Source organism: Pseudomonas sp. 05L36, from assembly GCF_056398125.1.
In genome coordinates this window covers 38,548-53,038 of sequence record NZ_JBFTOU010000031.1, presented here as the reverse complement: position 1 = coordinate 53,038, position 14,491 = coordinate 38,548, and the positions used below count along the sequence as shown (strand labels likewise).

At 59.9% G+C, this 14,491-nt stretch carries 16 protein-coding genes; 8 read left to right on the top strand and 8 right to left on the bottom strand.

Translation table 11 applies throughout. The annotated features are described in order from the left end of the window. Window positions 1–2,418 (top strand): TonB-dependent siderophore receptor, encoded by a 2,418-nt coding sequence (locus AC1DKH_RS26020; RefSeq protein WP_477799733.1) that lies wholly within the window; start codon window positions 1–3, stop codon window positions 2,416–2,418. 189 nt (window positions 2,419–2,607) lie between these two features. Here the strand turns inward: AC1DKH_RS26020 and AC1DKH_RS26015 are convergent, their stop codons facing one another. From AC1DKH_RS26015 to relB, 5 genes are all read right to left on the bottom strand, one after another. Then, a complete protein-coding gene (locus AC1DKH_RS26015) occupies window positions 2,608–3,114 on the bottom strand; it encodes a PaaI family thioesterase (protein ID WP_477799732.1) in 507 nt (168 codons plus the stop codon). Between the two features lie 45 nt (window positions 3,115–3,159). Then, window positions 3,160–3,621 (bottom strand): GyrI-like domain-containing protein, encoded by a 462-nt coding sequence (locus AC1DKH_RS26010; RefSeq protein ID WP_477799731.1) that lies wholly within the window; start codon window positions 3,619–3,621, stop codon window positions 3,160–3,162. A 114-nt stretch (window positions 3,622–3,735) separates the two neighbouring features. Then, entirely contained in the window at window positions 3,736–4,275 is a 540-nt protein-coding gene (locus AC1DKH_RS26005; protein ID WP_477799730.1) for a glyoxalase superfamily protein, read from the bottom strand. A gap of 143 nt (window positions 4,276–4,418) precedes the next feature. Beyond that, window positions 4,419–4,826, bottom strand: a complete 408-nt coding sequence (locus AC1DKH_RS26000) for a VOC family protein (RefSeq protein WP_477799729.1) — start codon at window positions 4,824–4,826, stop codon at window positions 4,419–4,421. 104 nt (window positions 4,827–4,930) lie between these two features. Further along, the gene (gene relB / locus AC1DKH_RS25995; protein WP_477799728.1) at window positions 4,931–5,122 is read right to left on the bottom strand and encodes a type II toxin-antitoxin system RelB family antitoxin; all 192 of its coding nucleotides are present in this window, start codon (window positions 5,120–5,122) and stop codon (window positions 4,931–4,933) included. Window positions 5,123–5,659: 537 nt separating this feature from the next. On the opposite strand from relB, the gene AC1DKH_RS25990 reads away from it, so the two are divergent. After that, window positions 5,660–6,019 carry a DUF6124 family protein gene (locus AC1DKH_RS25990; protein ID WP_477799727.1) on the top strand — a complete coding sequence of 120 codons (360 nt, stop codon included), beginning with the start codon at window positions 5,660–5,662 and terminating at the stop codon, window positions 6,017–6,019. Window positions 6,020–6,095: 76 nt separating this feature from the next. Here the strand turns inward: AC1DKH_RS25990 and AC1DKH_RS25985 are convergent, their stop codons facing one another. Beyond that, window positions 6,096–7,268, bottom strand: a complete 1,173-nt coding sequence (locus AC1DKH_RS25985; protein WP_477799726.1) for an MFS transporter — start codon at window positions 7,266–7,268, stop codon at window positions 6,096–6,098. Window positions 7,269–7,427: 159 nt separating this feature from the next. Between AC1DKH_RS25985 and AC1DKH_RS25980 the strand changes: the two genes are divergently transcribed. The 4 genes from AC1DKH_RS25980 to AC1DKH_RS25965 all read left to right on the top strand — a co-directional run bounded on the left by AC1DKH_RS25980 (window position 7,428) and on the right by AC1DKH_RS25965 (window position 11,389). Further along, window positions 7,428–9,251, top strand: coding sequence for a glycoside hydrolase family 15 protein (locus AC1DKH_RS25980; RefSeq protein WP_477799725.1), 1,824 nt, complete (start codon window positions 7,428–7,430; stop codon window positions 9,249–9,251). Window positions 9,252–9,428: 177 nt separating this feature from the next. After that, window positions 9,429–9,818, top strand: a complete 390-nt coding sequence (locus AC1DKH_RS25975) for a hypothetical protein (protein ID WP_477799724.1) — start codon at window positions 9,429–9,431, stop codon at window positions 9,816–9,818. 11 nt (window positions 9,819–9,829) lie between these two features. Further along, window positions 9,830–10,462, top strand: coding sequence for a BRCT domain-containing protein (locus AC1DKH_RS25970; RefSeq protein WP_477753891.1), 633 nt, complete (start codon window positions 9,830–9,832; stop codon window positions 10,460–10,462). A 24-nt stretch (window positions 10,463–10,486) separates the two neighbouring features. Continuing rightward, window positions 10,487–11,389 carry an alpha/beta fold hydrolase gene (locus tag AC1DKH_RS25965; protein ID WP_477799723.1) on the top strand — a complete coding sequence of 301 codons (903 nt, stop codon included), beginning with the start codon at window positions 10,487–10,489 and terminating at the stop codon, window positions 11,387–11,389. On the opposite strand, the gene AC1DKH_RS25960 is transcribed toward AC1DKH_RS25965, so the two are convergent. Then, on the bottom strand, window positions 11,358–12,341 hold the full coding sequence (locus AC1DKH_RS25960; RefSeq protein ID WP_477799722.1) for a GlxA family transcriptional regulator: 984 nt from the start codon (window positions 12,339–12,341) through the stop codon (window positions 11,358–11,360). The two genes, AC1DKH_RS25965 and AC1DKH_RS25960, sit on opposite strands and share 32 nt — an antisense overlap. A gap of 88 nt (window positions 12,342–12,429) precedes the next feature. On the opposite strand from AC1DKH_RS25960, the gene inhA reads away from it, so the two are divergent. Then, complete coding sequence (inhA, locus tag AC1DKH_RS25955) at window positions 12,430–13,116, top strand: isonitrile hydratase (protein WP_477799721.1); 687 nt, start codon at window positions 12,430–12,432, stop codon at window positions 13,114–13,116. Between the two features lie 284 nt (window positions 13,117–13,400). On the opposite strand, the gene AC1DKH_RS25950 is transcribed toward inhA, so the two are convergent. Continuing rightward, the gene (locus AC1DKH_RS25950; protein ID WP_477799720.1) at window positions 13,401–13,889 is read right to left on the bottom strand and encodes an SRPBCC family protein; all 489 of its coding nucleotides are present in this window, start codon (window positions 13,887–13,889) and stop codon (window positions 13,401–13,403) included. Window positions 13,890–14,086: 197 nt separating this feature from the next. Here AC1DKH_RS25950 and AC1DKH_RS25945 point away from each other — a divergent pair, with 197 nt between their 5' ends. Then, window positions 14,087–14,485, top strand: coding sequence for a GFA family protein (locus tag AC1DKH_RS25945; RefSeq protein ID WP_477753896.1), 399 nt, complete (start codon window positions 14,087–14,089; stop codon window positions 14,483–14,485). The last annotated feature ends 6 nt before the right edge of the window (window positions 14,486–14,491 follow it).

Below are 14,491 nucleotides of genomic sequence, written 5' to 3'. Positions count from 1 at the left end.
ATGCAAAGCCTTACTCTGTCCCGCGCACCGCTGGCATTAGCCATCGAACGGCAAAAGAAATTCCGAACGGTCGTGCCGGGCGCGCTGCTGACCCTGTTGCTGCTGGGCACTTCCCAGGTCGAGGCAGCCCCGGTGAACGTCGATGTGCCGGCTCAGTCGCTGGCCAGTGCATTGCGCCAACTGGGCCAGCAGACCAATCTGCAGATTCTCTACAGCCAGGACATGGTCAACGGCATCACGTCCACGGCGGTGTCCGGCAACATGGAGGCGGAACAGGCACTGAAAACCTTGCTGCTGGGGAGCGGCATCAATTTTCAGTTGAATGGCAACACCGTGTCGCTGGTGCCGGCGGCCGGTGACTCCAGTGCGTTGCAGCTGGGTGCGACGTCCATCACCGGCGTGGCGCTGGGGCCGACCACTGAAGGCACGCACTCCTATACCAGCGATGAAGTGACCATCGGTAAAGGCAACATCAAGGTCAAGGACATCCCGCAGTCGGTGTCCGTCGTCACGCGCCAGCGCATGGACGACCAGAACCTGAACAGCCTGCAGGACGCCCTGCGTCAGGTCACCGGCGTGACCATCAAGACCTACAACTCCGGCTCCAGCCTCAATGACATCTTCATGCGCGGCTTCCTCGTCGATCAGGTGCAGGTCGACGGCGTCTCGCAACCGACCGGTCAGGGCGACCTGGCCACCAGTTTCGACCTGGCGATGTACGACCGCATCGAAGTGCTGCGCGGCCCGTCGGGCCTGTACCAGGGCGCTGGCGAACCCGGCGGTACGATCAACGTTGTGCGCAAGCGCGCCCTGAGCCAATTCGCCCTCGGTGGCGAACTGGCCGCAGGCTCCTACGATCGCTACCGTTCTTCGGTGGACGTCACCGGCCCGTTGAACGACCAGGGCACCGTGCGCGGTCGCTTCATCACCGCCTACGAGAACAACAAGTCCTTCGTCAACTACGCGCAGAACGAACGCCCGATGGTCTACGGTCGCCTGGAATTCGACCTCGACCCGGTCACCACCCTGTCGGTCGGTGGTGCCTACCAGCAGAACCACTCCACCCCGGCCTTTGGCCTGCCGGCCTACGCCGACGGCAGATTGCTCAACGTACCGCGCTCGACCTTCGTCGACGCCAAGTGGAACACCCTCGACGAAAAAGTCTGGGAAACCTTCGCCGAACTCGACCACGAACTGGACAACGGCGGTCAGTTCAAGACCACCCTGACCTACCGCGACGCCGAAACCCCGGAGCGTAACTTCACCTGGGCCGACGGCGCGGTCGACCCGGCCACCGGTGACAGCTCAGTCGTGGCCTATGACTACTACACCCACATCAAGACCATCGGCGTCGACAGTTTCGTCACCACGCCGTTCGAGTTCGCCAATCGCCGGCACGAGTTCACTCTGGGCGCCGAGTACCAGCACCTGGACAAGGACTTCACCTACGGCGGAGGCGAGTACTTCCCGATCAACGTGTTCGACCCGGGCAGCATCGACATTCCCCACAACGACTATGCGCACGTCAACGGCAACTGGTCCAAGTCCGACCAGTACGGTGTCTACACCCGTGCCAAGTTCAACGTCACCGACTGGCTCGATGTCATCGGCGGCAGCCGCGTCACCTGGTACGAAAGCGATGCGAAAAACGCCAACGCCTTCTTCGACAACTTCGGCGAAGCCCACACCAGCATCAACCGCAAGGTCGTACCGTACGGCGCCATCATCGGCAAGATCACCCCGCAGCTGTCAACCTACTTCAGCTACACCGGCGTGTTCAAACCGCAGAGCGAAATCGGCACGGATGGCAAGCCGGTCGGCCCGCGCGAAGGCAAGCAGTACGAGATCGGCCTCAAGCGCGAATTCTACGACGGTCGCCTGAACGCCAGCATCGCCGCCTTTCGCATCTACGATGAAAACCGCGCCGAATACGACAACACCTCCGGTGCCTACATGACCGAAGGCAAGGCCCGCAGCCAGGGCTGGGAAACCGAGCTGAGCGGCAACCTGAGCGAGAACTGGAGCATCGTCACCGGTTACGCCTACACCTCCACCAAGTTCCTGGACGGCGATCAGGCCAACAAAGGCAAGACCTTCAGCACCATTACGCCCAGGCACAACTTCAACCTGTGGAACAAGTACGAATTCACCGACGGTGCGCTCAAGGACTTCAGCGTCGGCGGTGGCGTGCGTGTGGTCAGCGACACCTACTACCAGCGTGACGTGAAGTTCCAGCAAGCCGGCTTTGCCATCGCCACGGCGCAGGTCGGCTACAAGTTCAACGAACACCTGTCGTCGACACTGACCGCCAACAACCTGTTCGACCGCAAGTACTACGACCGCGTCGATGCCTCCTGGGGCACCAACTTCTACGGCGACCCGCGTACCGTGACCCTGAGCCTGCGCGCGCAGTACTGATGGCTGAAAGCTTCATCCGCAACAAAAAAACGGGCCGTTGTAGGAGCGAGCTTGCTCGCGATGGTCGTTAACGATAACGCGCGTTTACTGGCTAAACGTAGCGCTCTTGAGTCCATCGCGAGCAAGCTCGCTCCTACAGGGGGGCAGCTTTTGTATCTGGAAAGGTGATGCGCGTTCGTTGCTCCGGGTTCAGGATTCGACCTGACGCTCGTGCGCAGCAGCCCTGAGTTGCCCGGTATCGACGCGGACAAAAACGGAATCCCCGACAGCGGTCAGGACATCCCCGGCGAAAACCTCGCAAATGACCCGACTTTTGCGCCCGACATCGCCCTCGACTTTGGCACGCAGTGTCAGGGGTACGCCCATCGGGGTGGGCTTGATGAACTTGATGCCCAGGTTACCGGTGACGCAGGTGATGTGGGGCAAACTGCCCGCTTCGCGCTGTTCTGCCCGGTAGTGATAAGCCATCGCCGCCCAGTTGGAATGACAATCCACCAGCATCGCAATCAAACCGCCGTAAACCAGATCCGGCCAGCCGCAATACTTGTCATCCGGCAAATGCTGCGCCATGACATGCACCCCGTCTTCATGCCAGAAGCTCTTGATGTGCAACCCGTGCGGGTTCTGGCTGCCACAGCCATAACAGACGCCTTCAGGCGCGGCGATGTCTTGAAGCGAAGTGTCCTGCGTGGTCATACCGTGTTGATCCTCAAGATTTAACCCACCTGTTTCGTTCAGCGTTTATGCCACAACGCCAATATGAATCCGGACTTCGTCAGGGCCGCCATACGCTTCAAAGTCCGTGGCGTAACGACGTTGCACCTGTTGATGCTGTTCAAAGTAGTTCCAGATATCCCCCCAGGCCTGAATGACCGCAGCGGGCATTGGGCCACGGGCTTCGAAGACCAGATACTTGCCTTCCTGAATCTCGATGCTGTCGAAGTCCGCGCTCGTCGCGGTCACGGGCACACCTGCCGTCACGTTGTACAAACCGTTGGCGTCAGATTCATAAGTTGAGTACACACCAACAACAGGTGCATTGGGTAAACGGTCCGGGATCTGCTCGGCAACGCTGCTGGCAAAGAACTGCCCCCACAGCCCGGGGATCTTCGCACTCTCCTGCCGGAATTCATCCTGGTTATTCGTACGTACGGTCAGACCTGATACGAGGAAGCGAGAAACGTGGGCGATGTTGGGTTCCATTCCGAGATCTCCTGATTGAAGGTTTCAGATTAAAGCACAGCCTGAATCGGTGCGAGCGAGGTCGAATCGCTGTGCCTTGAAGCGGACCGGGTCACCCCGGCCCGCACCGCCGGATCAGTATTGGCAAAAGCGAATCCGATTGCCGAACGGATCGTGGACTTGCAACTCCTTGCCCCAGCCCTGCTGAACAATATCAGGGCGTCCGTAGCCGTAGCGCTTGCCCTGCAATTCATCTTTGAGCAATTCGATATTTTGCATGGGCACGAATACCGTCGAGCCCGGGCTGGCGTCGCCATGATGTTCGGAAAGGTGCAGTTGCAGGCCGTCGCGACTGATGCCCAGGTACAGCGGCAGATCAGCCTCGAAGCGGTGCTCGAATTCGACGCTGAACCCCAGAAAATCCAGATAGAACTCGCGCGCCTTGGCTTCGTCGAACATCCGCAGGATTGGAATGGGTTTGTCGAAAGTCGCAGCAGGCGTGGACGGGGTGTTTGCCGGGGCAAGCATCGCTGAAGCGGTGTTCCAGTCCTTGTAGCCCAGTTGCTGCGCGACCAGTTCCAGCGCGGTGGAATGGGTCATCACCACTTGATTGCGTTCTTCAAGCGAGGCGCGCAACTGTTTGGCCATTTGCTTGGCTTGCTCGATTGAAAACATGGCTGCTCCTTTAGCCGAGATGCCTTGGTGCTCGCATTGCCAAATCTCGACCGTCAAGAGAGGCGACAGATATCACCAATTTGTCCATTGACGTGACCATATGCTGCCTGAGTTGTCCGCGTGGTTCACTACACGCCCGGCTTTCAAGACTCACTCTCGGTAGCGTTTACGGGTGTGCACAGCTCGACCAGCGTTCCGTCAGGGCATCGAACGTAAGACACGGTTTGCCCCCAGGGCTTGGTAGTCGGGGCAGCGATTTCGCTAGCGCCTGCTTGAATCGCTTTGGCATGGGCTACGGGGACATCCTCGGTTATCAGCCCGACTTCGATGCCTAACGGTTTGAGGGAAGAGTGCGCCGGGACGTGGCCTGTGCTGAAGTTCGATGCGGCCAGTTCATCGGCGGCGAATGCCAGCGCGGTTTCGCCGGTTTCGAGTTCGCCATAAGTGCCCGACTCATGGAGAAACCGAACGCTGAGCCCGAAAGCCGATGAGAAGAATTTGAGTGAGGCCTCTACATCCTTGACGTAGATGATCAGGTAGCCAAATTTCATCAACGAACATTCCTTGTCGTGCCAATCGGGCGGTGAATTTAGCAGTTTTGAACCGAGTGTCGAAGTAGTAATAGTGAGACGGTGGACCGCGCAGCGATCACCACTCAAGCACCATCGTGTCCATTCGACTTTGATTCGAGAAGAGCTCGCATATCAGCCATTACCTGATCATGCGGGACGTTCGGGTACGGGCCGTCAAGCGAAGCTTGCACTTTGATGCGGAACCAGCAGTCATAGCTGGCGGCATGTTCGTCAGTCTCAACCTCTGGGACGGTGGTGGAAAGCTCGGCACTCACATTGACCTCCGGGATCGCTGTCGTCGCGGGCAAGATGAGGTGTCATTTGCCGGACCAGCTGTTCATTGCGCGTTAGATCGTAAGCAACGGACTTCCGACGGCCAACCGCAAAGTTACGTAGGATTCTTCCCGGCATTTTCCAATGTTTCTGTCGCACTTTGGTAAGGCATAACAGCAGGTTAAATACCGCTCTGCGGCACTTGTTTAAGCGGCCTACAGGTTACTTCGTGAAAGCCACAACGCCTTGCGCCGTTGCCTACAGGTACGCCAGAATCCGCCGGCTTGTGCGCCTTGGGGGCCGTCGGTAACTTGGTTCGGGTCACTGATTTCCAGTGATCGGGTTTAGTAGCCTGTGGTTTTATCAGCAAGGTGTAAAAGCTCTATCAGTCAGGCTTGCCTGAATTTGATGGCGGCTGTACGCAGGGCGCTTCGGCGCGCCGGTAAATGCTGATCTCCCCGGTCTACTAACCTGCGTCCAGCCGCCACCCTTCTTTTAGTAGAGAAGAATGAGCGGCTCCACTCAGGAGTAATCAGCATATGTTCAAAGTAACACCCAATCCGCCGGACACCGATCCGGCCTCCCCGTACGAAAGCCCCGACTCAAAACAATTCCACGAAGCCGCCGAGCGCGCCCTCGACCACGACCTCAACCCGGGCGCCCACATCATGGCCACCCCGCGCAAACCCAGCTCCATGTTCATCGTCAATCCCGAACTCAGTACCGAAACCCTGCTGGTGCATGCGTGCGAATCGCTGGCTTCGGCCAATGTCATGGCCAACGATCTGGTGGATCATCTGCAGGGGACAAGTCGCCATGCGCTGTTGGGGATTGCGCAGGTGATCATGCTCGGGGAACTGGCGGTGAGTCGGGCGCTGGATCGGCTCGATCCGCCTTAGTTATCTGAGTCAGTGCAAGACAACCTGTGGGAGCGAGCTCGCTCCCACAGGGGGGGCTGTTTTCAGCAATGGATCTTCATTTCAGATGGCGATAGCTCGGGATCGCGGAACCGAGCACCACCGCCCCCGCCGCAATCGCCAGCCAGAACCCGCTGCGTGCGCCGAAGGCGTCCACCAGCCAACCGGAGCCGGCGGCGCCGATCGCTACGCCGATGCTCAGCCCGGTGACCAGCCAGGTCAGGCCTTCGGTGAGCTTGGCCGGCGGCACGATCTGCTCCACCAGGGCCATGGCGACAATCAATGTCGGGGCAAAAAACAGACCGGCAACAAACACCGCCAGCGACAGGCCGAAAATGTTCGTCGCCAGCAGCAACGGCAAGGTGGTCACCGCCGTTGCCACGCCGCCGTACAGGAACAGGCGCGCCAGCGGCACTTTCGAGCGCAGTGCGCCGAACGCCAACCCGGCCAGGCACGAGCCGATGGCGTACACCGACAGCACGATGCTTGCCGCCGCCGGTTGGCCCTGCTGCTGGGCGAAGGCGACGCTGACCACGTCCACCACGCCGACGATGGTGCCCATGGCCACCATCAACAGCATCAGCAACTGAATGTCGCGGGAACGGATGATCGAGCCCTGGTGATGTTCTTCATGGGGATGCACCGGCGGTTCCGTGCTGCGCTGCAACACGAACGCGGTGACGCCGATGGCCAGCGCCAGCAAGGCCGCCAGCGGCCCGGCCTCAGGGAATGCCACCACGCACAACCCCACCGACAGCGGTGGCCCGACGATGAAGCAGACTTCGTCCAGCACTGACTCCAGGGCGTAGGCGGTCTGCAACTCGGGACGGCCGCGATACACCTCGGTCCAGCGCGCCCGCACCATTGCCGACATGCTCGGCATGCAACCGGCCAGCGCGGCGAAGACAAACAGCGTCCAGTGCGGCGCCTGCAACCGCGTGCACAACAACAGCAACAACAGTGCCCCACCGCCCAGCAACGCCGCCACCGGCAGAATCCGCCCCTGGCCATATCGATCCACCAGGCGCGAGACCTGCGGCGCACAAAAGGCCGTGGCCAGGGCGAACGTCGCCGCCACCGCACCGGCCATTCCGTAGCCACCCTGCAACTGCGAGAGCATGGTGATCAGGCCGATGCCGGTCATGGAAATCGGCATGCGCGCGATCATTCCGGCCAGCACGAATGCGCCACTGCCGGGGGCTTTGAACAACTCGCGATAGGGGTTTGCCATGGGTCCGGCCTCAGTCAGGGCATGCACGTTGCCATAACGGCGAATCGAGGGGGAAGCAGCAATTTGTTGGTTGAATGTGAAGGCCCCCTCGCCAAATGAACTCTCGGCCACCCAAACCAGTCAGCTACTTAGGACCCAGATTCCCGGAGTTTCACGACAATGGCTGATCCCCCTGAACGCCAAAGCCCCATCGACGCCCACGGCATCATCGGCGACATGCGCAGTGCGGCGCTGGTCAACGACAAAGGCAGTGTGGATTTTTTCTGCTGGCCGGAATTCGACAGTCCGTCGATCTTCTGCTCACTGCTGGACACCCCCGAGGCGGGGATTTTCCAGTTGTCGCCGGACTTGCCCGATGCTCGCCGCGAACAGATTTACCTGCCCGACACCAATGTGCTGCTGAGCCGCTGGCTCAGTGATCGCGCCGTGGTCGAAGTTACCGACCTGCTGCCTGTCGGCGACACCGAAGATGACCTGCCGCTGCTGATGCGGCGGATCCGCGTGGTCAGCGGCAGCGCCACTTTCCACATGCGTTGCGCTGTGCGCCATGACTACGCCCGTGCCACGACCCACGCACGCGTGGACAAGCGGGACGTGATCTTCGAGGCCGCCAGTCAACCGTCGCTGCGGCTATCTTCGGATCAGGCCTTACGCATCGACGCCAATGTGGCGGTCGCCGAATTCACCCTCGAGCAAGACCAGACAGGCCAGTTCCTGCTCGGCGCCGTCAACGATGCTCGCTTCAAGGAAGGCGCTGCCGAACTGTGCCTGGAGCGCACCCTGAAGTTCTGGCGCGACTGGATCGGCCAGTCCAACTACCGCGGCCGCTGGCGCGAAATGGTCAACCGCTCGGCCCTGGCAATGAAGCTGCTGACCTCGCGCAAACACGGCGCGATTCTCGCCGCCGCGACGTTCGGCCTGCCGGAAAGCCCCGGTGGCAAACGCAACTGGGACTATCGCTTCACCTGGATCCGCGACGCCTCATTCACCGTTTATGCATTCATGCGCCTGGGCTTCGTCGAAGAGGCCAACGCCTACATGCGCTGGTTGCGCGGGCGGGTCAGCGACTGCCATGGCAAACCGATGAAACTCAACATCCTGTACGCCATCGACGGTCGCCAGGAATTACCGGAGGTCGAGCTGCCGCACCTGTCCGGCCATGCTGGCGCACAACCGGTGCGCATCGGCAATCAGGCCTACGAACAGGTCCAGCTCGACATTTTTGGCGAGCTGATGGACGCGATCTACCTGGTCAACAAATACGGCGAAGCCATTTCCCATGAAGGCTGGAAACACACGGTGGAAGTGGTGGATCAGGTCTGCGCAACCTGGGAGCAAAAGGATGTCGGCATCTGGGAAATGCGCGGCGGGCAATACCATTTCCTGCATTCACGGCTGATGTGCTGGGTCGCCCTGGACCGCGCCATCCGCCTCGCCTCAAAACGTTCGCTGCCGGCACCGTTCGCACGTTGGGACCAGACCCGTCAGGCGATCTACGCCGACATCTGGGAGAACTTCTGGAATGAAGAGCGCGGGCATTTCGTCCAGCACATCGGCGGCACCGGCCTGGACGGTTCGATGCTGCTGATGCCGCTGGTGCGTTTCGTCAGCGCCCGCGACCCGCGCTGGCTGGCGACCCTGCAAGCCATCGAAAAGAGCCTGGTGCGCGACGGCATGGTCTACCGCTACCGCAACGACGACAGCCAGATCGACGGCCTGCCCGGCAGCGAAGGCGCCTTCGCCGCGTGCTCGTTCTGGTACGTCGAATGCCTGGCCCGCGCCGGCCAGCTGGACAAGGCTCACCTGGAGTTCGAACAGTTGCTCAGGTACGCCAACCCGCTGGGGTTGTATGCCGAAGAGCTCGACAGCCATGGGCGGCACATGGGCAACACACCGCAAGCGCTGACGCACCTGGCGTTGATCAGTGCGGCGTGTTTTCTGGACCGGAGGTTGAGTGGGGAGAAAAACGTCTGGCAGCCGTGAGTACAAGCTTCCAACACCATCCACAGGTTTCGCAAACTTAGCCCTACACTTTTTAAACACCTGCCGTCAGCAAACACCCCCGAAATTACCCTTTGCCAGCCACTACATCCCCACCTAACATCCTTGCTCAACGGGTACAGCGGAGCTGTCCAGCCTCCCCGAATTCAAGGAACCAGAATGACCCAACGCATCCAGCGCAGTATCGATTCCCCGCTCCGAACCGGTTTGAACCGCGAAGAACTCTGGGAGGCCGGTGACAAGGGCTTGATCAAATGCTGGGAAGTCGGCCGCCAGCGCGCCGCCCGCTTCCCTGACCTCGCCCGACAGTGCCTCGCCGGCGAGTTGCCGGTACTGGGCTGGAAAGGTGGCGTGAGCCGCAGCCTGAAGAAACTCGAAAAATATGGCTCCCTCAAATACCTCGCACAGTGGCAAGGGTTGCGTGGGGAAGACCTGGACGTGGATCTGGCACAGGAAACAGCACTGACATGTACTCGGACCGGCATGGTGGTGACGTTTACGCCGGATCGGGCGAAGTATTTCAATCAAATAGCGGAAGTTGAATCCTAGGAGCATGGACGATGGTCGATTTGCATCAGGAATTTCAAAACAGTGGATTCTTCCACGAAGCACGCATTGATAAACGTTCAGCCGACGCGCTGGTAGGCATTGCGGCTGGACTCGCTGCCGATGGCAAGATCAACCAGCAGGAAGCCGAGTTTCTCAAGAGCTGGATCGAAGTTCATTTGTGTCATCTGGGTGATCCAGTCGTGAACATCCTCTATAAACGCCTCTCCAACATGCTGAGTGATGGCGTGCTGGACTCCGAAGAATCGGCTGAGCTACTGGACATGCTGCACCAGTTTGCAGGTCTGCCGATTGGCTCTGACCAGATCTTCACAACTCCTTGCTGTCTTCCACTCGATAACCCTGCACCCGCACTGAACTGGATTGATCGGGTTTTCCTGTTCACCGGAGTTATGGCTTACGGTCCGCGCAAAGAATGCGAGTCGCTGATAGTCGAACGCGGCGGCCTGATTGGTGGCTCGGTCAGCAAAAAAATCAACTATCTGGTGGTTGGCAGCATCGGAAACGATCAATGGCTTCATAGCACTTATGGCACCAAGATCAAAAAAGCCGTTGAACTGAGAGAGAGCGGTGTTCCTATCGCGATCATCAGTGAAGAACACTGGCAAAGGGTGCTGTTCGGGTAACACAACTATCGGCACCAAGGGGGGATGATGATTGAGCAGCCACTAAAGACCGTCCGCACGTCACAACTCGACATTGCCTACGAAGAACACGGCCCCGCCACCGGCGACCCGGTCATCCTGCTTCATGGCTTTCCCTATTCACCGCGCGCCTACGACGAAATCGCCCCTGCTCTCGCCGCCAAGCGTTACCGCGTGATCGTCCCGTATCTGCGGGGATACGGCCCGACGCGCTTCATCAGAGCCGATACGCTGCGCTCTGGCCAGCAAGCCGCCCTTGCCCAGGATTTGCTTGACCTGATGGATGCCCTTTCCATTAAACAGGCGTCCCTCTGTGGCTACGATTGGGGCGGTCGGGCGGCGTGCATTGTGGCGGCACTGTGGCCGGAACGGGTGCGCTGCCTGGTTACGGGCGATGGCTATAACCTTCAGGACATCCCCCATTCGACACTGCCTCTGGCTCCTGAGGCCGAGCATCGCTATTGGTATCAGTACTATTTCCACACACCTCGTGGCGTCGCGGGCCTGACCGAAAATCGCCACGCTTTTTGCGAATTGCTCTGGAAACTGTGGTCACCCAGCTGGGCCGACAACGCTGCACGCTATCCGTTGAGCGCCCCGGCCTTCGATAACCCGGATTTCGTCGACGTTGTGATTCACTCCTACCGCCACCGTTTCATGTATGCCCTTGGCGATCCGACGCTGGAATGGATGGAGCAGGCCCTGAGCAAACAGCCGAGTATCAGCGTACCGACGATTTCCTTGTGCGGTGCCGATGATGGCGTCGGTCCCGCGGAAGAAATCGACGAAGATATCAGGCATTTCACCGGCTCCTATGAGCGTCGAGTGCTGGCAGGCGTTGGCCACAACATTCCCGAAGAAGCGTCAGAAGCAACACTCAAGGCGCTATTGGATCTGCTCCAGCACTGACCGAAAACCGCTCCCGATAAGCCTGCGGCGTCACGCCCATGGCCCGCAGGAAACTGCGGCGCAGGGTTTCTTCGCTGCCGAAGCCGCATTGCACCGCCACCCGTTTGATCGGCACGCCAGTATCGCTGAGCAAACGCCGTGCGGTTTCGACGCGGATCAGTTCGATGGCCCGGGCCGGGGTCTGGCCGGTGTCGGCGCGGTAGTGGCGCACGAAGCTGCGCTCGCTCATGCCGGCCTGCAAGGCCAGGGTCGGGATGCCCAGGTCCTGGGTCAGGTTTTCGCTGATCCAGGCGTGAAGTTCGTCGAAACGGTTGCCCTCCTGTTGCAGGGACAGGGTTACGCTGAATTGCGACTGACCACCCGGACGCTTGAGAAACACCACCAGTTGCCGGGCGACCTCCAGGGCCATGTTGCGCCCCAGGTCCTGTTCGACCATGGCCAGCGCCAGGTCGATGCCGGCGGTCACCCCGGCCGAGGTCCAGACCGGACCGTCGTTGATGAAGATCGGATTGGGCTCGACCTGCAAGCGCGGGTGTTGCTGCGCCAGTTGCTCGCAACGGGTCCAGTGGGTGACCACGCGCCGGCCATCGAGCCAGCCGCTGGCCGCCAGCAGAAATGCACCGGTGCACACCGAGGAAACCCGCCGGCAGCCATGGGCATGTTCGCGCACCCAGGCGACCAGCGGCGCATCTTGCGCCGCTGCGTAAACACCCCAGCCACCGGCGATGATCAGAGTATCGCTGCCCCCATCCGGCAAAGGTTCGGCCAACAGCGCCAACCCCGCCGACGACATCACCGCCCCGCCGCCGCTGGCAATCACCGTCGGCGCGTAGGGTCGCGGCAGGCCTTGCTGACGGGCAATGTCGTTGGCCGAAGCGAATACCTGCAGCGGCCCGGTGACGTCGAGCAATTGCACGTTGGCGAAAGCGAGTACATGGATGGTTTTCGACATTTGGCGTAATTCGTGGGGATATTGGCGTATACGCCAAAGCCTACGAGCCTACAGTCAAACCGTCCACCCACTTCACGAGAAAAACACCATGACGTTGCAGATCGGTTTTCTGTTGTTTCCACAGGTTCAGCAGCTGGACCTGACCGGCCCTTATGACGTGCTGGCCTCGCTGCCGGATGTGAAAGTGCATCTGGTCTGGAAAGACCTGATGCCGGTCACCGCCAGCACCGGCCTGCTGTTGAAACCGACCACCACCTTCAATGATTGCCCGGCACTGGACGTGATCTGCGTGCCCGGTGGTAGTGGCGTCGGGCCGTTGATGGAAGATGACCAGACCCTGGACTTTCTCAAGGCACAGGCCGCCAACGCCCGCTACATCACCTCGGTGTGCACCGGCGCGCTGGTGCTGGGCGCGGCGGGACTGCTCAAAGGCAAACGCGCAACCACTCACTGGGCGTATCACGAACTGCTCAAGCCGCTGGGCGCAATACCGGTGAAAGACCGGGTGGTTCGCGACGGCAATCTGTTGACCGGTGGCGGCATCACCGCCGGTATCGACTTCGCCCTGACCCTGGCCGCCGAGCTGTTCGACCAGGCCACCGCCGAGCTGGTGCAGCTGCAACTGGAATACGCCCCGGCCCCGCCGTTTACCGCGGGCTGCCCCGAAACGGCCCCGGCCAGTGTGCTGGAGGAGGCTCGCCAGAGGGCTGCCGGCTCATTGAAGCTGCGGGCGCAGATCACCGAGCGCGCGGCGGCGAAACTCGACCGACAGTGAAAAAAATGGCGGCGGGAACCCGGTTCCTGCCGCCACGACTTTTCATGCGCGCAAAAAAACCCGCCGAAGCGGGTTTTTCCAAGACCATGACGACTCCTTGTCGTAGCGTTCCTTGCATATGGTCGATCATCCATGATCCTGAGCACATCCTGTGCTTCAGTGGGTGAGGCCAGAATACGCATCGGATCCAATTTGTAACAGGCGACATTGCTACCATCGCGCGTAAGACATTCGCTATAAACCACCTTCCGAAACCCTTAAACGCCTCAGGTTTCGAGCCGACTTCAGCCACTCTGTTGCTCGTGGGCTTTGGCACTGTCGCTCAAAAACTGCTCGATATTGTTCATTTGCTCTTCCCAGCCACGACTGTCCATGCGGAAAGCCCTTTCGCGACGGGCCTGGGGAATGTGATCGAAACCGGACTCGGAGACTTTGAGCAATGTGCCGTTGTCCATGTCTTCGAGCTCGAATTTCACCAGTGTGGTGGGCTCCTGGGAGTAATCGACTTCCGGTTTCACGGCATAAGGGTGCCAGCGAAACGAAAACAGCCGTTCCGGCTCGACTCGCTCCACCAGTACGTTCCAGCGCAAATGCTCATAACCGGGGTAGGTAACCTGCCCCTGGGTCCACTCGCCTGCCACAAAACGCTTGCCCTCCAGCGCCACGCCAAACCACTGTCCGAACATTTCGGCATTGGCCAGCACGCGCCAGACCTGTGAACGCTTGGCCTTGAGCAGGATTTTCCTTTCGATGCGATCAGATGCTGGGTTCATAAGTCACCTCCTGTACTTGAACAGTAGGTCAAAAACCACACGACCAACCTTGAAGTTGTACCAATCGGGATGTGCAATCAACCATACCTGAGATATTCGGTTGCATTTACGACAATAAGTTCTGGGGCAGGAGAATAGTCAGAGAATCGAAACTGCTAACGTTCCCCATCGAAATCTTCCCCTGAAAGGAGTCAGCCATGAATAAACTGCGCGGTAGTTGCCTGTGCAAGGCCATCGAATACCAACTCGACAGCCTCGACATGCCCATCAGCCATTGCCATTGCCAAACCTGCCGCAAGGCACACGCAGCCGCTTTTGCATCGACCGCCGGGGTCATGCGCGAGCATTTTCGCTGGACCAAAGGCCAGGATCGCCTGAGCCGCCATGAATCGTCGCCGGGCAAGTTTCGGTATTTCTGTTCGGCCTGCGGTTCACACCTGATAGCCGAACGGCCGACCCAGCCGCACGTGATCGTTCGGGTGGCGACACTGGATACCGATCCGCAGATGACGCCCCAGGCGCATATCTGGACGGCCCATGACGTGCCATGGCTGGAATACGATTCGGTGGAAAAACACGCGCAATGGCAAGCGTAGCGGGCT

Excerpts from the sequence above, each read along its gene's own strand:
- AC1DKH_RS26020 (WP_477799733.1), top strand. The coding sequence starts at position 1 with ATGCAAAGCCTTACTCTGTCCCGCGCACCGCTGGCATTAGCCATCGAA.
- AC1DKH_RS26015 (WP_477799732.1), bottom strand. The coding sequence starts at position 3,114 with ATGACCACGCAGGACACTTCGCTTCAAGACATCGCCGCGCCTGAAGGC.
- AC1DKH_RS26010 (WP_477799731.1), bottom strand. The coding sequence starts at position 3,621 with ATGGAACCCAACATCGCCCACGTTTCTCGCTTCCTCGTATCAGGTCTG.
- AC1DKH_RS26005 (WP_477799730.1), bottom strand. The coding sequence starts at position 4,275 with ATGTTTTCAATCGAGCAAGCCAAGCAAATGGCCAAACAGTTGCGCGCC.
- AC1DKH_RS26000 (WP_477799729.1), bottom strand. The coding sequence starts at position 4,826 with ATGAAATTTGGCTACCTGATCATCTACGTCAAGGATGTAGAGGCCTCA.
- AC1DKH_RS25990 (WP_477799727.1), top strand. The coding sequence starts at position 5,660 with ATGTTCAAAGTAACACCCAATCCGCCGGACACCGATCCGGCCTCCCCG.
- AC1DKH_RS25985 (WP_477799726.1), bottom strand. The coding sequence starts at position 7,268 with ATGGCAAACCCCTATCGCGAGTTGTTCAAAGCCCCCGGCAGTGGCGCA.
- AC1DKH_RS25980 (WP_477799725.1), top strand. The coding sequence starts at position 7,428 with ATGGCTGATCCCCCTGAACGCCAAAGCCCCATCGACGCCCACGGCATC.
- AC1DKH_RS25975 (WP_477799724.1), top strand. The coding sequence starts at position 9,429 with ATGACCCAACGCATCCAGCGCAGTATCGATTCCCCGCTCCGAACCGGT.
- AC1DKH_RS25970 (WP_477753891.1), top strand. The coding sequence starts at position 9,830 with ATGGTCGATTTGCATCAGGAATTTCAAAACAGTGGATTCTTCCACGAA.
- AC1DKH_RS25965 (WP_477799723.1), top strand. The coding sequence starts at position 10,487 with ATGATGATTGAGCAGCCACTAAAGACCGTCCGCACGTCACAACTCGAC.
- AC1DKH_RS25960 (WP_477799722.1), bottom strand. The coding sequence starts at position 12,341 with ATGTCGAAAACCATCCATGTACTCGCTTTCGCCAACGTGCAATTGCTC.
- inhA (WP_477799721.1), top strand. The coding sequence starts at position 12,430 with ATGACGTTGCAGATCGGTTTTCTGTTGTTTCCACAGGTTCAGCAGCTG.
- AC1DKH_RS25950 (WP_477799720.1), bottom strand. The coding sequence starts at position 13,889 with ATGAACCCAGCATCTGATCGCATCGAAAGGAAAATCCTGCTCAAGGCC.
- AC1DKH_RS25945 (WP_477753896.1), top strand. The coding sequence starts at position 14,087 with ATGAATAAACTGCGCGGTAGTTGCCTGTGCAAGGCCATCGAATACCAA.